15 protein-coding genes are annotated in these 23,189 nt (G+C 62.2%); 2 read left to right on the top strand and 13 right to left on the bottom strand.

Annotated elements, in window-relative coordinates; translation table 11 throughout:
* Window positions 1-163 precede the first annotated feature (163 nt).
* The 3 genes from Q5Q88_RS05195 to Q5Q88_RS05205 all read right to left on the bottom strand — a co-directional run bounded on the left by Q5Q88_RS05195 (window position 164) and on the right by Q5Q88_RS05205 (window position 4,704).
* On the bottom strand, window positions 164-1,348 hold the full coding sequence (locus tag Q5Q88_RS05195) for an FprA family A-type flavoprotein (protein WP_302742139.1): 1,185 nt from the start codon (window positions 1,346-1,348) through the stop codon (window positions 164-166).
* A gap of 118 nt (window positions 1,349-1,466) precedes the next feature.
* Complete coding sequence (locus Q5Q88_RS05200; protein WP_294121596.1) at window positions 1,467-1,862, bottom strand: helix-turn-helix domain-containing protein; 396 nt, start codon at window positions 1,860-1,862, stop codon at window positions 1,467-1,469.
* A gap of 214 nt (window positions 1,863-2,076) precedes the next feature.
* Window positions 2,077-4,704, bottom strand: coding sequence for a ribonucleoside-diphosphate reductase subunit alpha (locus tag Q5Q88_RS05205; RefSeq protein WP_302742140.1), 2,628 nt, complete (start codon window positions 4,702-4,704; stop codon window positions 2,077-2,079).
* Between the two features lie 167 nt (window positions 4,705-4,871).
* Between Q5Q88_RS05205 and Q5Q88_RS05210 the strand changes: the two genes are divergently transcribed.
* Window positions 4,872-5,930 carry a ribonucleotide-diphosphate reductase subunit beta gene (locus tag Q5Q88_RS05210; RefSeq protein ID WP_302742141.1) on the top strand — a complete coding sequence of 353 codons (1,059 nt, stop codon included), beginning with the start codon at window positions 4,872-4,874 and terminating at the stop codon, window positions 5,928-5,930.
* 118 nt (window positions 5,931-6,048) lie between these two features.
* Here Q5Q88_RS05210 and Q5Q88_RS05215 read toward each other — a convergent pair whose 3' ends face one another.
* From Q5Q88_RS05215 to Q5Q88_RS05240, 6 genes are all read right to left on the bottom strand, one after another.
* Entirely contained in the window at window positions 6,049-8,514 is a 2,466-nt protein-coding gene (locus Q5Q88_RS05215; protein ID WP_302742142.1) for a metallophosphoesterase, read from the bottom strand.
* Between the two features lie 296 nt (window positions 8,515-8,810).
* Window positions 8,811-10,877, bottom strand: a complete 2,067-nt coding sequence (locus tag Q5Q88_RS05220; protein WP_302742143.1) for a translation factor GTPase family protein — start codon at window positions 10,875-10,877, stop codon at window positions 8,811-8,813.
* Window positions 10,878-11,127: 250 nt separating this feature from the next.
* Complete coding sequence (locus tag Q5Q88_RS05225) at window positions 11,128-13,524, bottom strand: lipopolysaccharide assembly protein LapB (protein WP_302742144.1); 2,397 nt, start codon at window positions 13,522-13,524, stop codon at window positions 11,128-11,130.
* 131 nt (window positions 13,525-13,655) lie between these two features.
* Window positions 13,656-14,417, bottom strand: a complete 762-nt coding sequence (locus tag Q5Q88_RS05230; protein ID WP_294121582.1) for an amino acid ABC transporter ATP-binding protein — start codon at window positions 14,415-14,417, stop codon at window positions 13,656-13,658.
* A gap of 67 nt (window positions 14,418-14,484) precedes the next feature.
* Entirely contained in the window at window positions 14,485-15,138 is a 654-nt protein-coding gene (locus Q5Q88_RS05235) for an amino acid ABC transporter permease (RefSeq protein ID WP_118652299.1), read from the bottom strand.
* A gap of 318 nt (window positions 15,139-15,456) precedes the next feature.
* Window positions 15,457-16,359: an amino acid ABC transporter substrate-binding protein gene (locus Q5Q88_RS05240; protein ID WP_302742148.1), complete on the bottom strand. Its 903-nt coding sequence runs from the start codon at window positions 16,357-16,359 to the stop codon at window positions 15,457-15,459.
* Between the two features lie 193 nt (window positions 16,360-16,552).
* Between Q5Q88_RS05240 and rlmD the strand changes: the two genes are divergently transcribed.
* Window positions 16,553-17,824 (top strand): 23S rRNA (uracil(1939)-C(5))-methyltransferase RlmD, encoded by a 1,272-nt coding sequence (gene rlmD / locus Q5Q88_RS05245; RefSeq protein WP_118652296.1) that lies wholly within the window; start codon window positions 16,553-16,555, stop codon window positions 17,822-17,824.
* Here rlmD and Q5Q88_RS05250 read toward each other — a convergent pair.
* The 4 genes from Q5Q88_RS05250 to Q5Q88_RS05265 form a co-directional block, all read right to left on the bottom strand.
* Window positions 17,821-19,179, bottom strand: a complete 1,359-nt coding sequence (locus Q5Q88_RS05250; RefSeq protein ID WP_233545981.1) for a hypothetical protein — start codon at window positions 19,177-19,179, stop codon at window positions 17,821-17,823. The two genes, rlmD and Q5Q88_RS05250, sit on opposite strands and share 4 nt — an antisense overlap.
* A gap of 94 nt (window positions 19,180-19,273) precedes the next feature.
* Window positions 19,274-20,098, bottom strand: coding sequence for a phosphatase (locus Q5Q88_RS05255; RefSeq protein ID WP_302742150.1), 825 nt, complete (start codon window positions 20,096-20,098; stop codon window positions 19,274-19,276).
* A gap of 132 nt (window positions 20,099-20,230) precedes the next feature.
* Window positions 20,231-21,412, bottom strand: coding sequence for a pyridoxal phosphate-dependent aminotransferase (locus Q5Q88_RS05260; RefSeq protein ID WP_118652287.1), 1,182 nt, complete (start codon window positions 21,410-21,412; stop codon window positions 20,231-20,233).
* A 318-nt stretch (window positions 21,413-21,730) separates the two neighbouring features.
* Entirely contained in the window at window positions 21,731-23,107 is a 1,377-nt protein-coding gene (locus Q5Q88_RS05265) for a 6-phospho-alpha-glucosidase (RefSeq protein WP_302742152.1), read from the bottom strand.
* Between the last annotated feature and the right edge of the window lie 82 nt (window positions 23,108-23,189).

Genomic DNA, 23,189 nt, shown 5'->3' on the forward strand with positions numbered 1-23,189 from the left:
CCCCATGGCGCCGTCATTCGTGGGACTCCCGCAAGGCGCGATAAAAAATGGGGGTCTACTCGGTCGTTCCGAATAAACCCCACACATATTGTTTTATGACGCCCCATCACGGTGAACATGTCGCTCGATTGCATAATCGTGCGCGCATGACCAATCGTGCGCGCTACGCGCGGGCGGCCTCGATCATCTTGCGGACCGTGTCCTGCAGCTCGGAGAGGTTCTCCTCGCTCGGAATCCACTGCTGGGCAACCACGGGCACCGGCAGCTGGAACTTCGCGTTCTCGAGCTCGGCGTACACCTGCTTGGGGCCGAGCGGAGCCCAACCGTAGGAGCCAAAGGCAAGGCCGATACGCTGGTCGTTCTTGGGCGAAAGACCGCGCATGTAGGTGAGGAAGCTCGCCACGGTGGGCAGCATGTTGGAATTGAGGGTGGGCGAACCGACCGCGACGTACCTGGCATCGCACATGTAGAGCATGATGTCGGAGATGTGCGTGTTCTTGACATCGATAAGCTGGGCGGAAACACCCTCTGCGATAAACGCGTCGCAAATCTCGCGCGCTATGGACTCGGTCGAATGCCACATCGAATCGAAGACCACCACGGCCTTCTCCTCGATCTGATACGTGGTCCAAGCCTCGTAGCGCTCGAGGATCTCGGGGATATGCGAACGCCAGATGCAGCCGTGGCTGGGGGCGATCATCTTGAGCTCGAGGGCCTTGACCGCCTCGAGGGCCTTGTGTGCCTGCATACCGTAGGGCCACACGATGTTCGCGTAGTACTTCTTGGCCTGCTTGAAGATCTCGCAGAGGTCGTTCTCGTCGTCGAAGCGCTTGGTAGTGGCGTAGTGCTGGCCAAACGCATCGTTGGAGAACAGGATCTGGTCGACGTCGGAATACGTAACCATGTTGTCGGGCCAATGAACCATGGGAGTGGTCACAAAGGTGAGCGTGCGCTCGCCAATGCACAGGGTGTCGCCGCTCTTGACCGGAGTCGCCTCGATGCCAAAATGCGCGCGGACCTCGTTGACGCCCGCCCCAGCGCTGGCATAGATCTGCGCATTCGGGGCGATCTTGTGAATCACCGGCAGGGAGCCAGAGTGATCCATCTCAACATGGTTGGTGATGACCACGTCGATCTTGGCGGGATCGACCACCTGGGAAATGCGCTGGACGAGCTCGTCCGCGAACGTTGCCTTGCACGTGTCGATGAGGGTGATCTTCTCATCCATGATGAGATAAGCGTTATACGTGATACCGCGTTCGGTGGTATAGCCGTGGAACAGTCGCTCGTTCCAGTCGATGCCGCCAACCCACCAGACCTTAGGGGAGATCTCGATTGCATTCAGCATGTTGAATCCTTTCTGCCATGTTTGCAGCCGCTGATTCGAGACAGCATTCTAGCATGTGCGCAAAAAGAGGGCGCGGCATGGGAACATAACCCCATGCCGCGCTCTAACAGCGGAGCGATTAGTCAAGGGGGCGGTTCTTTGGCTTGACGCCGCGGGGCTTATTCACCAAAGCCTCGGCACCATGCTCCCGATACTGGCGGCACCACGTCTTGACGGAGGACTCGCTCGGGATGCCATGCTTGATCATGACCTCGCGCACGGTCATGCCGTTCTCCAAGCGATCCTTCACGGCAGAAAGCTTGAGCTCATAGGGATACACCCGATGGCGCGAACCGGCGTTGAGCACTGCGGCCCTACCGCCAACCGCGTAGGCGCGCGCCCACTGACGTGCGGTCGCATCGGGTATCCCCAACTTCGAGGCAAGGGCGCGATGACCTGCACCCTCCGAAAGCGCGGCGACCGCCTGACGGCGCACCTTAGCACTGTACACTCGTCCTGTTTTTTGATCCACCACGGGGTTCACCTCTCGAGTCGCTCGTTTCTGTTACGTTGATCGGCATATCGGGTATATCGGATTCGTGCCAGTATAGATTGCCCTCATACGTAAGCCCACTTAAAAAACAGGTATATGTCGAAGCGCACAGAGAGAGCACATCTGTGAGTTTATGGACATATGTTACTTCCAAACGAACAGTCCGCAGACCTTCGCGGACGCCCCTCCCCACCTTCTATGCGGAACAGGATTCGCATTCCTCGACCTCGAGTGACTTGCTCCGCACGTAATAGATGGTCTTGACGCCCCGTCGCCAGGCCTCGAGGTACAAATTGAGCACCTGGCGCAGCGTGTAATCGTTCGTGATGTACAGGTTCATCGATTGGGCCTGGTCGATATGACGCTGGCGCACACCCGCCGCCCGCACACTCCACTGCTGATCGATATAGTGCGCCGGCTTGTAGTACCAATACGTGCGAGGCGAAAGGTCCGGGGCAACACGAGGCAGCATCGCGCCCTTCTTTTCTTCCAGGAAGAACTTCCGCATGATGGGATCGATGCCCGGGGTGGTGCCCGAAAGGATCGACGTCGAGCTGGTGGGGGCCACGGCAAGCAGATAGGCGTTGCGCACGCCGTGCTCGCGTACGCGCGCAGCGAGCTCGCGCCAGCGCCCAACGCCCAGACTCGGCTCTCCATCCAGGTACCCGCGCTTCTCGAAGTATGCACCGCTCTGCCAGTCGCTACCCTCAAAGACCCCGTTCGCGCCGCGCTCCTCCGCCAAACGCTCGCTCGCGCTGATCGCGTGGTAGTTGATGCGCTCGAACACCTCGTCCACAAAACGCAGATGCTCATCGCTCTCCCAGCTCACACCGCGTTTGGCGAGCATATGGTGGTACCCCGATACGCCCAAGCCGATCGAACGGTAGCGATGGTTGGTGAGCCGGGCGTAGGGAAGCGCGTAGAAGTTGAGGTCGATGACGTTGTCGAGCGCGCGCACGGCCGTCTCGATCACCCGCTCCATGACGGCGTCGTCCTCCACGGGCAGGCGTCCGAGCGAAAGGCTCGCGAGGTTGCAGACCACAAAGTCGCCCGGACGCGTGGTGGTCACCACCACCGTGTCGCCATCCTCCGTGACAACCTCGCGGGAAACCTCCTGGATTGCACTTGTGTTCTGCGCGATCTCGGTGCAGAGATTGGAGCAGTAGATGATGCCCTCATGCGGATTGGGGTTGGCCCGGTTGACCGCATCGCGCATAAACGCGAACGGGGTACCCGTCTCGACGGCACTCTTGAGGATGAGGCGCACCATATCCTTGATGAGAATGGTTCGTTTGGGGATGCGGGGGTCGGCGACGCAGTCGCGGTACCGGCGCTCCCACTCCTCGCCGTAGCTGTCCTCCAGCGCGTAGCCCTTCACCGTCAAGATGTCATGCGGGCACATGAGATGCCAGTCCTGATCGAGGCTCTCCTCCGCCATACGCCAGAACAGGTCCGGATAGCATACGGCGGGGAAAACGTCATGCGCTTTCATGCGGTCGTCGCCGTTGTTCGTGCGCAGGTTCAAGAACTCGGGCAGGTCGCGGTGCCAGGCGTCGAGGTAGACGGCCACGGCGCCCTGACGCATGCCGAGCTGGTCGACGGCAACGGCGGTGTCGTTGATCACGCGAATCCAGCGGATGACGCCGCCGGCAACACCCTCGAAGCCGCGGATGGATCCACCCGTGGCGCGGACCTTGCCAAGATACATGCCCATGCCGCCACCGTACTTGCTCACCTGGGCAAAGTTGTCGATGCTGCGGTAGATGCCCACCAGGCTGTCGGGCACGGTGTCGATAAAGCAGCTGGAGAGCTGGTGATCGGGCTTGCGGGCGTTGCTCATGGTAGGCGTGGCCATGGTGACCTCGAGCTTGCTGAGCATGTCGTAAAAACGGCGAACCCATTCGAGGCGCGTCTGGGAATCCTCGTTCATGGCAAGGTGCAGGGCGATGCCAAGGAACATCTCCTGCGGGCTCTCGAGCGGCGTGTGGTCGTGGGCGTGGATCACGTAGCGCTGAATGAGCAAATCGAGGCCGGAGTAGGTGAACAGCTCGTCGCGCGCGGGCTCGAGAAACGACGCGGCCCGATCGAGCTCAGCGACCGAATAGGCCGTGAGGATATACGCCCCATACAGGCCCTGGTCGGTGAGATGACGAACAAGCTGGCCGAACGTGTCGATGCCGAGCGCGCGGCGCGTCGATATGAGCTCACGGCTGAACGCGAACCCGTGCAGGCGTGCCGCGATGAACTCCCAGCGAGGCGCCTCTTGGCTCGTGAGCTCAACCGCGCCACGAACCAGGGCGCCCATGCGGTCCGAAGCCGTGGCGTCCGCACCGATGAGGGCGCGGTAGCGCGCGGCAAGCATGGCAAGGTCGTAGACGGGGTCATCGAAGTCCCGCTGGATACGGGAGAGGACTTCGTCCAATCCGGAGGCAAGGTCGGCGTCTCCCGCAGCGACCGCGATTGCCAAATCGGAGCGGACGGAACGCCTCTCGGCACGCTCGTGACGGTACAGGATGTAGCTCTTCGCCACGTCGAAGTGGCCCCGCTCCATGAGGGCGCGTTCGACAAGGTCCTGAATCCCCTCGACGGTCGTGACCTGTTCACGCGCCATTGCCGACTCCACATGCGACAGCAGCGCCGCCAGCTCGTCGGCCGAAACCGCAGGGGAAGAGGCGGCGCCCGCAGGGGCGCTCGTCTCGGGCGCGGCCACCTTCCCCAGCGCGACCTCCTCGAAAGCACGACGCATCGCCTCGACGATCTTGCGGCCCTCGTAGGCCTCCATACGCCCATCGCGTTTTTTGATGACGTCCGCTGCGTGCACCATGGCATCTCCTTGCGTTCTCGGTGAAAACACTATATATAGACATCTGAGTGATACGTTCTATCAATATGTCGGGTATATAAGCATAGCCTAACTGTTTCTATTTTTGTATCGTATACTAAAACCACTAAGGATCATACGTGCGCCCAACGGGAAGGAAGGAATTCGCCATGACCATCGAAGATCGCCAGGCACTCGTTAAGAAACCGTTGTTCAACCCCAATGGCGACATCGATGTGCGCGACCGCCGTATGATCGGCGGCAACACCACCAACCTCAACGACTTCAACAACATGAAGTACCCCTGGGTCTCAAGCTGGTACCGCCAGGCGATGAACAACTTTTGGATCCCCGAGGAAATCAACCTCACCCAGGACGTTAAAGATTACCCGCGCCTCTCCCCCGCCGAGCGCGCCGCCTATGACAAAATCCTGTCGTTCCTCGTGTTCCTCGACTCCCTGCAGTCGGCGAACCTTCCCAACATCGCCGAGTACATCACGGCCAACGAGGTGAATCTCTGCCTCTCGATCCAGGCGTTCCAGGAGAGCGTGCATTCGCAGAGCTATTCGTACATGCTCGACACCATCTGCGACCCCGCCAAGCGCAATGAGATTCTGTACCAATGGAAGACCGACGAGCACCTGCTCGCGCGCAACACGTTCATCGGCGACCTGTACAACGAGTTCCAAGAGCGCCGCGACGCGCGCACGTTCCTGCGCGTCCTCATGGCGAACTTCATCTTGGAGGGCGTGTATTTCTATTCCGGATTCATGTTCTTCTACAACCTCGCACGCATGGGCAAAATGCCCGGCAGCGCGCAGGAGATCCGCTACATCAACCGCGACGAGAACACGCACCTGTGGTTGTTCCGCAGCATCATCCTCGAGTTGCAAAAGGAGGAGCCGCAGCTGTTTTCCGATGAGAACGTGGCGATGCTGAGGGAAATGCTCGAGGAGGGCGTGCGCCAGGAAATCGCCTGGGGCCGTTACGTACTGGGCGATGCGATTCCCGGGCTCACGGGCGATATGGTCGAGGGCTACATCAAGTACCTCGGCAACCTGCGCTGGAGCTCGCTGGGATTTGGCCAGCTGTATGAGGGCTATCGCTCCGAGCCCGAGGACATGGCGTGGGTGAGCCAGTACTCCAACGCGAACATGGTAAAGACCGACTTCTTCGAGGCGAAGTCCACCGCATATGCCAAGAGCACCGCGCTGGTGGACGACCTGTAGAGAGATGTGCGAAAAGGGGCTATCCCCATTTGCGTATCGTGCAAAGAGGGCGATGGGAGATGTCCCGCCGCCCTCTTTGCGCTCGCAGCACTCAGTGCCGTGTGTCTGCCGAGATTAACTACTCGTCGAACGACTCCCATTCGTCGGCATCTTTGCCACGGCCGACCTTGAAGGCCGCCGCGAGGGCACCCAGGCCCATCAGCGCAAAGGACGCAAGCGACATCGAGTCGCCCATCTGGGGCAGCGTACCGCCGGGGTTCTTCTTCGAGACCGTGCCCTTACCGTTTGAGGTCCCGTTGCCCGTGCCCGTGCCGGCGATGCCGCTACCGTCGTTACCGCCATCGGTGCTACCAGATCCCGCAGGCTTCCAGTCGGGATCGGTCAGAGTGGAGGCGAGCTCAAGCTTACGGTCGGTCAGCACGCTCTCGTCGTGCGTGAGCGAATACAGCGCGCCATGGGCGAGTTCGGCGAGCTGCGGGATGTTCGGAATCATGTCGGCGGGATTATCGCCCAGGAAGCCCAGGACCGATCCCACATTCGAAGCAACGATACCGATCAGGGTAATGGGGCCGTTGCCCTGGTCTTTCATGCACAGGTCGTCAAGCTTGAACTTCACCTTCTTGAGCAAGGTGGTGAGTGCCTTCAAGTTCTCCTCATTGTTGATGGCACCGCGCAAATAGCTGATGAGCGATCCGTCCGCTGTCGGATTCCCCTCGGAATCGGAACCCGCCAGCCGCATGTTCGCAGTCGCTGCCTCGACCCAGCTGGGACACGTCTCGTCACCGTAGAGATGATCGCCATAGGCGAACTTGATGAGGTCGAACAAGGTCTTGCCGTCATCCGAAACCCACTCGTTGACCAGCATCTCAATCAAAGAACGCAGAAGGTTCAAGGTATCGCCCCTGCCCTCTTGCAAGAGCTGCGCATCGATATTGGCATACAGCGTTGCCATGAACTTCGCAAACGAAGTAGCGTCGATGTAGTACGACCAGTATCCCGCAGCGGCCATGGGAACCGAAGCAGCAACGACTTCGATTTCGGCGGCCAACGACGGGTCGGGAGACAGCGCGAGCACCTGCGCGGAACTCGTAACCCCATCCAGCTGCTCGAGAATGATTCGCTGTTGGGCCGCGTCCGACCAGATGCCGAGCGTTCCGTAGCTCTTGAGAAGGAAGCTCAAGTCTCCGAGCACGACGGCAAGCGCCTCGTCCTGGGACTGCGGCAGCATGGTGAGCAGCATGTTGAACAGCGCCGGATCGAGGCCGTCGACGGTGCCATCGCCCACATTCAGGCCGCCCAGCAGCCCGGCCAGCGCGGGCTTGACGCCCCCGTTCGCAACCATATCGTCGATCGCCGGCGACACCAGGGCATCGGCGATCATGGTCTTGATCACGTCGACGGTAAGGAGACGTTCCTCGCCATACGCCGTGATATCGGCGATCTTCGTAGTAGCCTTGGTGTCGAAATCGACGTAATCCACCGAACCGAGCGGGTGGTTCTCGACGGCAAGGGTCGCCTCGACATTCGCCGTCCCCTCCTCGCGCTTCCAAGAGAGCGTGGCGAAGCGGATGTCACTCGGATAGGTAACGGTCGCGCAGGTCTCGATATCGTAGAGGGTGTTGCCCGCCTCGGTGGTGATACTCGCGATGTCGTTGGCGTGCATGTGGCCGGTAAAGACCGCCGAGACTCCCGCATCGGCGTAACGGCGCTGGCAATCCTCGTAGTTATCGACCAGGTACTCGCCCATGAGCTCGGGCTCCATGGAGAAGTGCGGGATCACACCGTGGTGCTGGGTCACGAACACGATATCCCCGGCCGCGCGGGCCTGCTTGGCCTGGCTCTCCACCCACGCGAGCAGCTTCTCCCCCACCACACCGGACGTGACGTGCTCATCGCGGCCGAGCCCATTCTGGTCGGCGGAATACTTGCCGGAGTCGATCACGATGAGCGTGACGCCCTTGGCGGGGCGCACCACGTAGGAGAGGCTGCCGCCCTGACTGCCGCCCTCATCGAACTTCGCGATCGCGTCGTCGTAGCCGCAATCGGCGTACAGCTCCTTGAACGCGAGCGGGTCGACGAGGTCGGTGTGCTCCGCCTTGCCGCTCGAGAAATCACGGCCGTTGTCGTCGTTATTGATGTCATGGTTGCCGTTGATCACGCAGAACATGGCCTGCTTGCCGGCATTCGCCAGCTGCTTCTTGGCCGCCGCGAGCTTCTCGTGCATGCCCTGATGGCAGACGAGCTCGCCGTCCTTCGTGAGGTCGCCGGAAAGGATCACCAGATCGGGCTGATACGCCACGATCTCGGCGAGGGCCTTATCAACGATGGCGCCTGACTCGCGAAACATCTTGCGGTCGGAGTTCTCGGCGATAGTGAAGTCACCGCAATCCGCGTACAGCTTCTGGGAGAAGTAGTGCACGTCGGAAAGGTGCACGATCTTGATCTGGTTGGGGTAATCCGTGCCAGCCTCGATCGTCTCGGCCGCCGCCTCATACGGATCGGCGGACATCGCGACAGCCGTGGCGCCCGCCCCGACCACCGAGAACCGAACGAAATTCCTGCGACTGATTTCCTTTTCCAGCATGCATCGACTCCCATCGACGAAAACGGCAACAAAAGGGCCGCCGTAGCGACCGCCGCGTTCAGTATGGGAGACATCTGTTAGCTAGCTGCATGCCGTGCCGTCAGCTCAAGGAAAGGTTACGGTAAAGAATGTCAGGACTAATTCAGGAACGTAAGGATTTTATTCACGGCGGGTGACCTCGGGCGAGACCTCAAATGAGTGCCTGTCCCCATATTGAGGCAAGGCGGGCGCACCGCTGGATGCGCCCGCCTCTCACCAATCACACCGTGGATGCATTGCCACGCGTGTCGCCCGAGCTACCTGCCCTGAGCGCGATTGTGCTCGTAAATCTCCACGAGCTTCTGCTGCACATCGTAGGGCACCTGCTCGTAACCGGCGGGCTCCATCGTGAAGTCACCGGTGCCGCGCGTGAGCGAGCGCAGACGCGTGGCGTAATCGACGAGCTCCGCATACGGCACGGTCGCGGTGACCACAGTCTCTCCGCGGTCATTGGAATCCATGCCGGTCACGCGACCGCGGCTGGCGGACACATCGCCCATCACCGCGCCGGCGTAGCTCTCGGGAATCGTGACCTTGATGTTCTCCATGGGCTCGAGCACCACGGGGTCGGCATCCTCGCATGCCTTCTTGAGACCGATGCGTGCCGCCGTGCGGAAGGCCATCTCGTTGGAATCGACCGGGTGATATGAACCGTCGTAACAGGCCACGCGAATGCCCGTGAGCGGATAACCCGCAATCACGCCGTCCTTCATCGTCTCCTGAATGCCCTTGTCCACCGCGGGGATGAACGAACGCGGAATGCGGCCGCCCACGACCTCATCCACAAACTCGTAGTCGGTGCCGTCGAGCAGCGGCTCAACGCGCAGGTAACAATCGCCAAACTGACCGGCGCCGCCCGTCTGCTTCTTGTGGCGGCCCTGGGCACTCGCCACGCGGCGGATGGTCTCGCGGTACGGGATGCGCAGCGGCACGATATGCGCGGCGACCTTGGTGCGCTCCTCCAGGCGGTTGAGCAGCACGCTCACCTGAGCCTCGCCAACTGCGGAAATCACCGTCTGCGCCGTCTCCTCGTCGCGGTCGATGCTCATGGTCGGATCGGCCTCGCAGGCCTTCTCGATGAAGGTGAACAGCTTGTCCTCGTCGGAGCGGTTCTCCGCCTCGATGGCGATGCGGTACTGGGAATTAGGGAACGCGAACGCCGCGGCCTCGACCTTGCCGGTCACGGACAGGGTGTCGCCCGTCTCAGCGCTCAGCTTGGGCACCACGATGATGTCGCCCGCGTAGGCGTGGCCGACCTCGGTCATCTCGCGGCCGCACATCACATACAGGTGCGTGAGGCGCTCGCCCTTGCGCGTGCGGGCGTTGACGAGCTCCATGCCGGGCTCGATGGTGCCCGTGAGCACCTTGAGGAAGGACAGGCGGCCCTGCTGGGGATCGTTCAGGGTCTTGAAGTCGAAGACCACGGGGCGCTCGTCTTCGCTGGAGATCTTCAAGGCGTCGCCGTCGATGAGCGGCATCTCGCCGTAGTCGGTGGGCGCGGGGAAGTAGGTGGCGATGTCGTCCATGAGGGAGTTCACGCCCTGCTCCTTGATGCAGGAGCCGGCGAACACGGGCACGAACAGGCGCTTTGCGATCGCCTTGGCGAGCAGGCCCTCGACCTCGTCTTGGGTGAGCATCTCGCCCTCGAGGTACTTCTCCATGAGGTCATCGTCCGCCTCGGCAACGAGCTCACACAGCGTCTCGTGTGCGGCCTCGGCGGCGGCGCGATACTCCTCGGGAATCTCGGACTCAGTCTGCTTGGTGCCATCGCAGTGGCGGGCCTTCATGCGCACCAGGTCGATGATGCCGTTGAAGTCGTCGCCCGTGCCCCAGGGCAGCGTCACGGCACCAAGGCGTGTGCCAAAGCGCTCGCGGAGCATCTCGAGGCACATGTCGAAATCGGCGTTTTCCTTGTCCACGCGATTGACGAACACCGAGCGCGCGAGGCGTAGATCCTCAGCCGCATACCACAGCTTGACGGTGGTTGGCTGAGGGCCTTCGACCGCGTCGACCACGAACAGGGCCGTCTCGCACACGCTCATCGCGGCGTAGGCATCACCGATGAAGTCGGGGTAGCACGGGGCGTCGAGCACGTTGATGCGGGCGTTCTTCCAGTCGATCGGCGCAATGGAGGTCGAGATTGAGAACTCACGCTTGACCTCCTCGGCATCGTAATCGAGCGTGGGCTTGGTGCCGCCGTGACCGCCCAGGCGAGCGGTCTTGCCGGAAAGGTGGAGCATGGCCTCCGCGAGCGAGGTCTTGCCCACCCCGCCTTGGCCTACGAGCACCACGTTCCTCACATTGCCAGTCTTGGGCGCACCCATGGGACACCTCCCTTTCCCAGCGCGCTGCGAGCGCGCCGAAAATGCGTGCGAGGTGCCCTGTGCATCCCCGCACGACAGCCGTATGGCATGAGCCTACCCAGTTTTACACGCGGATATATTGGCCTTTCGACCAGCGTGCACTCAGGCACGGTAAAGGGCTTGACGCGCGATACAAGCTATCGAGAAGCGGTACGGGTGCAAACAGGCCAAGCGCCGGGTAAAACAGATCGCATTCTGAGAGAGCCTGCAGCTACCCCTGCATCAGCGAACGGCGCACCGATGCGAGGACATCGAAACTGTTGGGAGCCACATCAAACGTGGACAGGAAGTGCACGAGCGCAGTGGCCGCGTTGAAGATACCGGCGTCAACCAGGCCTATCGCCGCCATCGCCGCCTGATCCCGCAGCTGGCTGACCGGCGCCACCGGTACGCCCTCGGCGCGGAGCAGGGCCACCGCCTCGTCGCGCGCCGGAGGACGGCCCAGGTGCGCCTCTTGCATGAGCTCGCGCATCTCCGCCTGCGTCTCGCCATAGAAGAACGAGTCGCGCGCCACCATGGCATAGCAGGCAAGGCCGAGCGACGGATCGCCACCCTGCCAGAAGAGGAAGCCCAAGCGGTAGTAACCGCAGGCGATATCGTTGGGATCCACCGCGACGCGCATGCTGTCGAGGATGACGCGGGCCGCATCGGAGTCACGGCCGGCCTCGCGATACGACAGCGCAAGCGTGTGGTATGAGGCGAACGACGTGGGCGCCAACCGGACAAGTTCCTCGCCCAAACGAATCGCGTCCTCGTTGTTTCCCTGGTCACGGTATAGGCGGCATAGCAGGGAGCGCGCGTCGAACGCGGTATCGGGAATCTTGCGATACGTCGTCGAAGGATCCTCGTCGAACAGCCCAACTGCGATGCGTGCAATCATGTTCGAGCAGTACAACGGGCGCGCATCGCTCTCTTGCAGTACGTCCGCGGCATCGTAAGCGGCGATGATGTCGGAGACCTCCGCGGTCGCCGATGCCGCGGCGGCATCGCCTTGCGCAGCCTGCTCGTGCACCCTGTCGCAAAGCTCGCGGTACCTGTCGCGCAGGGGATCGTCGCCCACGTCGAAGATATCGAGCTCGGCGACGGTCTTGGCGCGCAGCGGGCCGACCAGGTGCGCAGGGAGCGAACGCCTGTCGTTCGCCATCTTGATATCGCGGTTGGGCAGGCCGGCATCGATGCGCTCGACCGGCACAAGCGAGCCGTCCACGTCCCGCTCCATGTTGATGGCGCGAAGCGAGAGCATCTTGATGAGCTCCTCGACGGACAGCGACGCCTCGAGGATCGCACCCGTCTGGATTGCCGGCACCGTCTCCATGGTGAACAACTGGCGGCTGAATTCGGCCGAGCACACCACCGCTCCGTCGATGTCGCGCTCGTGCGTCGTCACCACCGCGCGAATGACGCCGACGCTGGATCCGAAGGCGATGGCGGCGAGCGCCATGCTCAGGCGGAGCAGGTAGGCCACCTGCATGTCATCGCACGTCAGCGCAGTGCCAGACGCCGGAAAGGCACTCGCTACGGGAACCGCGACATCGATGGAGAACACGCCCGCCGACGTATCGCAGCCGAACAGGTAGTCGAAGCCAAACGGCGCGCGCAGCCCCTCCGCCGCCGCGGCGAAACGAGTGCGCACGTCCCACTCTCCGCCGCGCGCGGCATCTGTACCAAGCAGGCTGCTGTAGTCACTCTTGCGGTCGCTCGCGCGGATCGCGGTGCGGGCCACCTCGGCAAAGGAGCTCAGGGACTGGAGGGCCGCCCGCTCGCACTCATGCTCGCTGATGGCCCCCACCATGGGCGAGGATTCCTCACCCAGATAATGCTCCATGAACACAAGGCGATTGAGCGCACCCTCCACCGCCTGGAGGGTGTCCACCTGCTGTGGGGTCAGCTCGCGCTTGTCGCAGCCCGTCCAAAACAGGCCTGTCGAGCCGAGCCGGCGCAGGTCGATGTCGTGCGCGGCGGCGATTGGGCGCACGCCCTCGGCACCGGCATCCATCAACGTGCGGGAAGCGAAGCGCTCGAAATCACTCGCGCCCTCGCGCCTGCCGCGATACACGATCTCATCGAGCGCATCGGGATACGCGGAGCCGATCATGCCGTCGAGGATGTCGCCAACGGTCAAGAACGAGCTGGCGTCGCCCCGCTCCTTTGACAACACGTGGTACAGCACAAAGCACGCGGCGCCCATCTCATCGATGTCGTATGCCCCCTTGCCATATGCGCCCATATCGTTCATCGATGTGGCAACCGTGAGCTTATAGTCCTGAGGGCGCTGGGTGAATCGTACGACCTTGACCGGCCTACCCTCGGGGCGAACGTAGAAGAACACGTCGCCCTCGTCGTCCTTGGACATCCCCGCATCGGCGTCGCGCGAGGGGCGCTCGGATAGAGGCTCGTCGCATTCGTAGACAGCGCCCCCGAGGGCAAGCCAGGCGTGGATTTTGACTTTACGTGATGCCACCGGCTCGACTAGGTAGCCCATGCTCTTCTCGGGCTGGGGCCTGATCGATTCGACGATCATGAACACGCGGCCCCGCTCTTGCCCGGGGAGCTCCCTGAGCTGCGTGGTCTTGGCAAACAGGGAAAGTTTGAACAGCTTATCCGACATGGCGACCGCTCCCATTCTCCCGCACGATCGGGCGGGTGTAACTGCTCACTCCATCCTATCAAAGCATGCGGTGCCTGCCCGTCACTCCCGCGAGCGGAAGCGCGCGCCGTCCGGGAGATCCTAGGCGTCGTCTATTCGCCCACGCGAGTCAGGAAAGCACGGGTACGCTCCTCGCGGGGGGCGTCGATCACCTGCTCGGCGGGGCCCTCCTCCACAATCACGCCGCCGTCCATGAACACCACGCGGTCGGCGACCTCACGCGCAAAGTTCATCTCGTGTGTCACCACAACCATGGTCATCTGCTCGGCGGCAAGGCCCTTGATCACGCGCAGGACCTCAGCGGTGAGTTCGGGGTCGAGCGCGCTTGTGGGCTCATCGAAGTAGAGGATCTCGGGGTTCATGGCCAGTGCGCGGGCGATGCTCACGCGTTGCTGCTGGCCACCGGAGAGCTGGCAGGGGACCTTGTCCTCACACCCTTCGAGCCCCATCTTGGCAATGAGCTCCCGGGCGCGCTGCTCTACCTCCCCCGCCGGGCGCTTCTGCACGCGCAACGGGGCATCGGTGATGTTACGCATCACCGTGAAGTGCGGGAAAAGGTTGTAGTTTTGAAACACCAGGCCGAATCTGCCGCGCGCCTGCTTGAGCGCCTCCCCCTTGGCGTAGACCGACCTACCGGAGGCGCCTTCCGTCGCAACGGCAAGATCACCATAGGACAGGGCGCCGCCATCGAGCGTCTCGAGCAGCGTCATGCAGCGCAGCAACGTGGACTTGCCGCCGCCGGATGGGCCGATAATGGCAACGGCCTCGCCGCGCTCAACCTCGAGCGAGATGCCGCGCAGCACCTCGGTACCCCCGAATGCCTTGCGAGCGTCTTTCATAGATACGACAGGCATATGAACCCCTTTGAAATTGCCGAGGGCGGATGCAGCGCACGGACCTTAGACGATGCGCGCGTCAAAGCTAGTCGTGGTAGTAGGAGAGCATCTTCTCGATGCGGCCCAACACCAATTCGACAGCGAAATTGAAGACCCAGTAGATCGCGGCGGCGATTGCGAAGGGCACCATACTCACCTGCGAGGCAACAAGGGCCTTGGCGGTGGAGAACATCTCGCCCACGCCAATGGCAAATGCCAGGGACGTGTCCTTCACCAGCGTGATGACCTCGTTGCCAATCGCCGGCATGATGCGCTTGACCACCTGTGGCAGCACGATGTAGAGGAAGGTCTGCGCCTTGGAATACCCCAAGACCTCGGCGGCCTCATATTGGCCGCGGGGGATGGATTGCAGGCCGCTGCGATAAATCTCGGCGAAATACGCGGCATAGTTGATGATGAACGCGACGATGGCCGCCTGCCACTTGGAGTCTGTGGTGAGCTGAATGCCGAACACGTAATACGGCATGAAGTAAATGGCGAACATCTGCAGCATGAGCGGCGTGCCACGCATAACCGAAATATAGGCGCGCGTGATCCCGCGCACGACCTTGAAGCGGCTCACGCGCAACAACGCCACCGGAACGCCAAGCGGAAGCGCACCGATGAGCGTAAACGCGAAGATCTGCAAGCTGGTGAGAAAGCCCTCTCCCAGCATTTGAACCATAGTCGTGATTTCCAAGATATCTCCCGGTCTGTTTCTACCGCCTGAACGACTCTACCATGCAAACGCCCTCCGCAGCAGGCAATCGCGCCTCCAACCACGCGAACGGCTTTTCCAGGTGCCTCAGATCGGCGCGAACGCAAAGGCGCGGTGTGCGGATACGGCCCAAGCAACGCGCAAGGCTTTTCCAGGTGCCCCAGGTTCGCCCGAACGCAAGAGCGCCCATCACCAGCGGGCTTCCCAGGTGCCCCAGATCGGCGCGAACGCAAAGGCGCGGTGTACGGTGGTACATAAGCCTTTGGGTTCGGCCGGAGGTGGGGTGCTTGGGGAGGCCGACTATTTGAGCTGCCAGTTGTCCATGCTCAGCCCCTGATCAGCGTACTTGACCGCGATCGTCTCGACTGTACCGTCCTCGTACAGCGCCTTTAGCGCCTCAGTCACGGCCTTCGCGGTCTTGGTGTCGCCCTTCTTGAAGCCGACGGCGTAGTTCTCCTCGGAGAGGCACTCGTCGAGCATGACATAGGCATCGGGCTTGGCGGCCATCTGATACCGCGCGATGGAGAGGTCGCAGGCGACGGCGTCGACGGCGCCGGACTCGAGCTGCATGAACGCCGTGTTGTACTCGCCGATGGTATCGAGCGAGGCGAAGGTGGCGGCGAGGTCGGCGGCATCGCCCTCGAGCACATCCTCGGCGGCGGAGTCAACCTGGGTCACGACGGTCTTACCGGCGAGGTCTTCCTGCGAAGCGATGCCGCTGTCGGCGCGAACCACGATGACCTGTGCGTTGAGCATGTAGGGATCGGAGAAGGTGTAGTCCTTCTCACGGCCCTCCATGGTGAACCCGTTCCAGATGCAGTTGATGGCACCGGAGTCGAGCAACGTGTCCTTGGCGTCCCAGTCGATGGGCTCGAGCTTGATCTCCCAGCCCTCCTTCTCGGCGACCGCCTGGGCAAGATCGAGGTCGAAGCCGGTGTACTCGCCATCATCACCCACATAGCCATAGGGCGGGTAGGACTGGTCGAAGCCCACAATCAGCTTGCCCGTGGCCGCAGCGGAGGTATCCGCCGCTGCCTTGGTGGCAGAGCCGGCGCTAGAGCCCTCGTTGGTGGCGGCCGGCGTGCCACCGCAGCCGGCAAGCAGCGTGAGCGAGAGGGCAGCAGAGGCGACGCCCGCCACAAGAGAGCGACGCGTCATGGAGCGGGCGGCGGTCACGGAGAGGGTCTTCTGGTCCTTATTCATACTGTGTCCTTTCCCCTGTATGCACTTTACTTAACTAAAGTGTGATGGTCAACGGTTGGAAGAATAACACTTTAGTTTGACGAAGCGCAAGGAACACCATCGAGATTGCCGCTCTGTTACGGGGCCACCTCATGAGATGTGTACAATGGGGCCTGGCCTCAATGTACCAACTTCTTTGGCGAATGGATTGCCCATGGCGAAGCAGAACAAACCGGCATCCGCGGATCGCAAGGCACCCTGCCCGATCATGCGCCAATGCGGCGGATGCGAATGGCTGGGGCTCCCCTACCGCAAGCAGCTCGCCCGCAAGCAGCTCGCCATGTCCGACCTGTATCGGCCTCTCATCGAGCGCTTTGGATGGCGTGTCGATGTCGACCCCGTACTCGGCATAGGACCCTCGCGCGAGACGGGGCCCGTCACCGTGGCGGATGCACCACTCCCGGCACCGCGGTCGTTTCGCCACAAAGCGGCCACGCCCTTCGCCCCCGGCGCATGTGGCGAAGTACGCAGCGGTTTCTTCGCCCGGGGAACGCACGATATCGTCCCCTGCCCCGCCTGCGCCGTTGAAGCGCCCGGGGCGCGTGAACTCCTGGGCGACGTCGCGCGTTTCGCAACCGAACTCAACATCCCCGCTTACGACGAGGACCTCCGCCGCGGCCAGCTTCGTTACGCCGTGCTCCGTTGCGGATGGCGCACGAAGGAGGCGATGCTCACCCTTGTCACTCGCACGCGCGAGGTGCCGCACCTCGAGGAGCTTGTCGAACTCGTCTCCCAAGCCCATCCCAAACTGGTGACGATCGCCCAAAACGTCAATCCACGCGTTACCAACGCGATCCTGGGTGGCGAAACGCGCATCCTACACGGCGAGCCCCGCATGCGCGACGAGCTGCTCGACTGCACATTCGAGATCTCCCCCGTCTCCTTTTACCAAGTCAATCCGCAGCAGACAGAAGTGCTCTACCTACAGGCAATCGAGGGCATGGACCTGCAAGACGGCACCGTGGTCCTCGACGCGTACTGCGGCAGCGGCACCATCGGCATCGCCGCGGCCGCTCACGCCCGCAAACAGGGCGTTCGCATACGCCTCGTGGGCGTGGAGCGCAATGTGGAGGGGGTGCGCGACGCCGTGCGGAACGCACAGATCAACGGCCTGGCGGACACGGCGGAATTCATCGCCCGCGACGCGACCGAGTACATGAGAGAGGCCGCCGACGCGCACATGCACGTGGATGTGGTCGTTATGGATCCTCCGCGGGCGGGGTCGACGCCGGAATTCATCGAAGCCGCAGCGGCGCTCGCCCCGCGGCGCATCGTCTACATCAGCTGTAACCCGGTAACGCATGTGCGCGACCTCGCGGTTCTCGGCGAGAACGGTTACCGCGTTGAACGCCTCACGCCCGTGGACCTCTTCCCCCACACAAGCCATACGGAGATGGTTGCGACCCTCACGCGAGCGCACATCTAAACGGCACCGCTCTCCGTCAGGTCATCCTCGTCAATCGCGTTCATCCAAGCGATGTACGTACTCGGATAATGGCTGTAGAGCATGCGGACCGGATCGACGCGCGCGGCGACGGACGCAAAGACCGCACATGCACCGCGTGGGGTCACCAGCTCCTCAACCGACCCGATACCCTGCGCGACGTCGGTCAGCACCGCATCGACCACGTGTTTGTCGGACGGGTCGGCGCCGCACGCCACTCCAACCGATTGCTCATACAAGCGCTCCATCGCGGTGCGGAGCTCATCGAATCCCTCTGCATCAACCGCGGGGAGTGCCTTGTCGATGCCGTAGCGCTCGTATCCCCATGTACGCAATGGCAGGTAGGGCATGATGTCGGAAGGATTCGCGATGTTGAAGATATTGGCGTATCGCGCATCGTGCGCCTGGGCGTTGAGCGTGGTGGCGGGAGAAGCGAACGTGTAGGCGTACACCCGGTCAATGCCGGCGAGGGAATCGGCGCCCGCAACAGATGAGGTGACGGTCCCGGCCCGGCAGTCGTCGATTTCCGCGGCGGCGAGGTTCGCGATTGCACCGCCCCTGCTGTGGCCCACCAACAGCACCGAAACCTCCGCGCCATCGCCAGCGGACTCATCCGCCCATGCAGCCACCTCACCGCAGATCTCCCGCGCGGCACGGCAATATCCGCCGTGGTCGCTCGTCTCGTCCGTTGCGAGATCGAGGTTGCTCAGCCATTCGGACCCGTAGCTTCCCCGTATGCTCACCAGGATCACATCGCGGGGCGAGCCCTCTTGGCCGTCACCGCCCGATAATGCCAGACGTTTGCGGGCGATCGTGTACGCCACGCCGTCGGCATCGTCCGTCACCAGATTGAGGACCTCGTCCAGCACCTCGCTGCGAAACCGATACGAATCGGTGCACACCTCGTCAAAGCCGAGTTGCGCCAGAGCCTCTTCCATATACGCGGGCTGGTTGCTCCCCGACTGGTAATAACCAGACTCGGAATACGCCAGGGCCGCCAAAACGGAACTCGCCCGCGCGAGCTCATGGTTGTACACATGTTCGTCTCCGGTGAACCACGAATCATCCCACGTCACGCTTGTGGACGCCTCCCCGCTGCCGGGAGCATCGAGGCTCGTGTAGGTGAGCTCGGCGCTAAAACGCGCGGGCAGCGGAGCCTCTTCGCCATACGCCGCGGGCAGAGCGGAAGAAGCCGTCACGTTCGCACGCGTAGACTCCTGGACGCGGCGCGTATACAGACGAGCGGAAGCGGTGAGCGTCCCTGCGATCAGCAGCAAGAGGCACGCCAGCGGAACGCGGCGCAGCACCGCGCGCACTCTGCCCGATCGTCTTGCCATGAGTCGCCTCCCTCGCATCGGGCTTCAGAATATCAGGCGCGCTCGCTCGGCGTGTGACGAAAACCTTACATTTTGGTGGGGGTTTCTTAAGAAGCTATGATTGCTCTCCCAGCACCTGAGACAGATCGCATACACCCGAGGCGGCAAGTTCGCGCAGGAACGGCTCGCGACCGCGGTTCATGATGAGCTCCTCGGGGAAATGGATCTCCTCGAGCATGCGCTCGACCGCGGAGAACCGCCCAATCTGCGGGGCGATGTGCGCGTCGCTCGACACGGCGATACCCACGCCCATCTCGGCGCAACGCTCGGCGATCTTGCGGCACACGCCCTCGTGCTTGCTACCGCCCTCCAGCGAGTGCTCGTTGACCTCGATGAGCTTATGGTGCTCCTTGGCGCAGGCGAGCACCGTGTCGAGGTCGTACGGCAGGCCCGAACGGCCCGTGTGGCCGAGGATGAAGACACGCGGTTGTTCAAGCACGGCGACGTACATGTCGGTGATGTCGGAGATCGAGCAGCCCTTGGCAAAATCCGTGTTGTGGACGCTCGCGATGACGTAATCCGCCGATTCGGTCACGCGCTCGAACAGCGAGCGCTCGCTTGCATACGTGCCGCCGGTGATGCTCTCGCGGCAGGGGATATCCTGGCCGAACAGCGACCCGTCGAGCCCTTCGATGTCCGCCTCGCAGCCGTGCAAGACGGTGACGCCCTCCCAGGTTCGCGGCCAAATCGCCGTGTTGAGGAAGAACTGGAAGTTGCGAATATGCTGCTCGGGGTAGAGCATGCTGCTCAAGTGGTCGGTCGATCCCAAGATCTCGAGGCCGGCGGCAGAGGCCGCCCGCACGTTCTCCTGGATGGTCGAATACGCGTGGCGCGAGTAGAGCGTGTGCGTGTGGACGTCTCCCAAGATACGGTATGCCATGGTGCCTGCCTTCCTCGATTGCGGACTCCGTACATGATACCCGCACGGAAAGCGCCCGTGCATCTGGGGCACGGACGCATGGCAGATGGCGACGAACGAGCAGCGCGACGCAATGCCCGGAGGAGCCCGGTTCTAGCGATACGAATCCATGAGCGCTTGCCAAGCGGGCAGCGAGCGCTCGATGGTCTCGTAGCTCACGCAGTAGCCCACGCGCACCCAACCCGGGGTGCCAAAGCTATCGGACGGCACGGGCAGCAGCTCGAACTGGCGGGCGCGCTCGCAAAACGCCTCGGCATCCGGCTCAAGCGCACGAACCCACAGGTAGAAGGCACCCTGCGGCTCGACCATTGAGTACCCCATCTCCCCCAGGGAATGCATGAGCGCGCGGCGGTTACGGTCGTAGGCCTCGACATCACAGGGCTCGTCAACGCAGTCGATCACCACGCGCTGGAACAGCGACGGCGCACACACGAACCCCAGAGCGCGAGCGGAGCCCGCCACCGCCGCCATGACGCGGGCGCTCTCATGACAGCTGGGGGGCACGAGCACCCAGCCCACGCGCTCGCCCGGCAGCGACAGCGACTTGGAGTAGGAATAGCACACCACCGTATGCTCGTAGATGGACGGAACCCACGGGACCTCCGCACCGTACGTGATCTCGCGATAGGGCTCATCCGAGATGATGAAGATGGGGGCCTCTCGGTCGCGATTCACCTCGAGCAGGCAGTTTGCAAGGCGCTCCAGCACATCGCGGGAGTAGACCGCGCCCGTGGGATTGTTGGGCGAGTTCACGATGATGGCCGCCGTGCGCGGGGTGATGGCACGCATGATGCTACCCACCGAGAGCTGGAACGTGTAGGGCTTCGCCGGTGCCTCCACACACGTGCAACCGCACGACTCGATCCACACCTTGTACTCGGGGAAATACGGGGACACCACGACGACCTCGTCACCGGGGTTGGTGAGGGCATGCAGCGTGCAGGAGATGGAGGCGGCGGCGCCCACGGTCATGAACACATCGGAGGCCTCATACGCCGTATCGAACCGACGATTGAGCGACGCCGCCACCGCGGCACGCGCAGCGGGCAGGCCGGGCGCGGGCGTGTAGCCGTGCAGCTCCTCGGGGCTCAGCTCGGCAAGCGAGCGTTCAATGGAAGCGCGCACGGCATCGGGCGCGGGGATGCTCGGGTTGCCAAGGCTGAAGTCGAACACGTTCTCTGGACCAATCTGGGCCTTGCGCTCGCATCCGTACGCGAAGATCTCGCGAATCTTCGAACTTGCCGCGCCGTATGCGTACATGGTCTCGTTCAACATAGCAGTCCCGTTTCCGTGCGGTTGGTTTTGCCCCATGATACCCACGACGGCGAAGCAATCTGACACGTTGCTTCGAATTAACTGAAATTTGCGAGAGAGATGCACAGCATGGCGGCCTAGGTGTTAAGTGCCAAGACGTTGCTTACACCAAGGTGGTAACAATTGGACGCATTTTACGCATTCTCGTTCGCAATCAAGCAGACGAATATCGAAATAGCAACCGAATTGAAAAAGCGGGCCTTCGCCAAGGAAGACCCGCTCTGGGATGGGCAGCGCATTATGGAAAACTACCCAGATATGCGATGGTTCGAATCCGCCTTACTTCAGCTCGGGCCAAAACTCCTTGTTGGCCTCGATCATGTCGTCGAGGACCTCCTTGGCCACCGTCATGGACGGCACCGTCTTGTTGAGCGTGAAGGCCTGGAGCGCCTTCTCGTAGGAACCCTCGATGCAGGCCTCGACCACGAGCTTCTCGGAGTTGAGCTGCTGCATCATGAGACCCTGCTGGAACAGCGGAATGTTGTCGCGGGAAATGACCTCGGGGCCGTTCTTGCCGATATAGGCGGGCAGCTCGACCATAGCGTCATAGGGCATGTTGGGAATGGCGCCCTTGTTCTGGCAGATCACCAAGAAGCGGGCCTTGGTGTCGTTCTTCAACGCGACGGCCAGATCGGCAATCCAGTCACCGTGGCTGCCGGCGTAGAAGGTGCTCTCGTCGATCTCACCCGTCTTCTCGTACCGGTCGATACCGGCGAACAGATTGGCCTCGCGGGTCTCCTCCACCTCGTTGGCGCGGGTGCGCTCGGGGTTGGAGTGCTCCACAAACTCCTTCTGCTGCAGGTAGTAGTTGAGATAGGTGTTGGGCAGGTACTCCGGGAAGAGCTCCATGATCTCGTAGACGCCCTTCCACACGTAGTACCAGGAACCCTTCGTATGACGATTCTGCTTACTCTCGTCCTCGTTGTCGGTGTTGGACTTCATAAGCGAGCTCATGCCCTTGAGGTAGCTGCTCGGCAGCAGGATCTCATGCTCCTTGATGTAGGCGCGCAGCTGCGGGAGCACCTCCTCGCCCTTGTGGCGGATGCTGGTGAACCAGCCGAAGTGGTTGAGGCCGAAGTAGTCGTACTCAACGTCCTTCTTGTTGATTTCGAGCGCGGCGCACACGAGGTCGATGATGGCGATGGGCATGTCGCAGATGTTGATGATGCGGGCATTGGGGCGCATCTTGCGGCAGGCTTCGGACACGATTGCCGCCGGATTGGAGTAGTTCAAGATCCAGCAGCTGGACTTTGCGTACTTCTCCACATCGTCGATAAGCTCGATCATGGGGAAGATGGTGCGCATTCCGTAGGCGAGGCCGCCGCAGCCGCAGGTCTCCTGACCCACGCAGCCGTGACGCAGCGGGATCTTCTCGTCCTGCTCGCGCATGGCGTAACCGCCCACGCGCATCTGAGCGAACACGAAATCGGCGTCGGTGAAGGCCTCGGCCTTGTCGGTGGTCACCGTGAGCTTGATGTCGAGTTTGAGGTCCTCATGCAAAATCCAGTCGACGAGCACGCCCACTTTGCGCTGGCGTTCCTCGTTGATGTCGTACAGACGGATCTCGTCGACCTCGAGCTCGTCCTTGCGCAGGGCGATAGACTTGACGATGCCGGGAGTGAAGGTGGAGCCGCCACCAGCCAGAGTAATGATCATTGAAGTAACGCTTCCTTTCGTGACACGAATTACGAGTGCGAACTTCGCTTGCCTAAATGGGTGCCCGGATGGCACCCCCATG

The sequence above is a fragment of the uncultured Collinsella sp. genome (genome assembly GCF_959026545.1).
GTDB lineage: Bacteria > Actinomycetota > Coriobacteriia > Coriobacteriales > Coriobacteriaceae > Collinsella.

What these genes read in the sequence shown, in the direction of transcription:
- Q5Q88_RS05195 (WP_302742139.1), bottom strand. Translation starts at nt 1,348, where the DNA reads ATGCTGAATGCAATCGAGATCTCCCCTAAGGTCTGGTGGGTTGGCGGC.
- Q5Q88_RS05215 (WP_302742142.1), bottom strand. Translation starts at nt 8,514, where the DNA reads ATGCTGGAAAAGGAAATCAGTCGCAGGAATTTCGTTCGGTTCTCGGTG.
- rlmD (WP_118652296.1), top strand. Translation starts at nt 16,553, where the DNA reads ATGGCGAAGCAGAACAAACCGGCATCCGCGGATCGCAAGGCACCCTGC.
- Q5Q88_RS05230 (WP_294121582.1), bottom strand. Translation starts at nt 14,417, where the DNA reads ATGCCTGTCGTATCTATGAAAGACGCTCGCAAGGCATTCGGGGGTACC.
- Q5Q88_RS05260 (WP_118652287.1), bottom strand. Translation starts at nt 21,412, where the DNA reads ATGTTGAACGAGACCATGTACGCATACGGCGCGGCAAGTTCGAAGATT.
- Q5Q88_RS05220 (WP_302742143.1), bottom strand. Translation starts at nt 10,877, where the DNA reads ATGGGTGCGCCCAAGACTGGCAATGTGAGGAACGTGGTGCTCGTAGGC.
- Q5Q88_RS05210 (WP_302742141.1), top strand. Translation starts at nt 4,872, where the DNA reads ATGACCATCGAAGATCGCCAGGCACTCGTTAAGAAACCGTTGTTCAAC.
- Q5Q88_RS05225 (WP_302742144.1), bottom strand. Translation starts at nt 13,524, where the DNA reads ATGTCGGATAAGCTGTTCAAACTTTCCCTGTTTGCCAAGACCACGCAG.
- Q5Q88_RS05240 (WP_302742148.1), bottom strand. Translation starts at nt 16,359, where the DNA reads ATGAATAAGGACCAGAAGACCCTCTCCGTGACCGCCGCCCGCTCCATG.
- Q5Q88_RS05205 (WP_302742140.1), bottom strand. Translation starts at nt 4,704, where the DNA reads ATGGTGCACGCAGCGGACGTCATCAAAAAACGCGATGGGCGTATGGAG.
- Q5Q88_RS05265 (WP_302742152.1), bottom strand. Translation starts at nt 23,107, where the DNA reads ATGATCATTACTCTGGCTGGTGGCGGCTCCACCTTCACTCCCGGCATC.
- Q5Q88_RS05250 (WP_233545981.1), bottom strand. Translation starts at nt 19,179, where the DNA reads ATGGCAAGACGATCGGGCAGAGTGCGCGCGGTGCTGCGCCGCGTTCCG.
- Q5Q88_RS05255 (WP_302742150.1), bottom strand. Translation starts at nt 20,098, where the DNA reads ATGGCATACCGTATCTTGGGAGACGTCCACACGCACACGCTCTACTCG.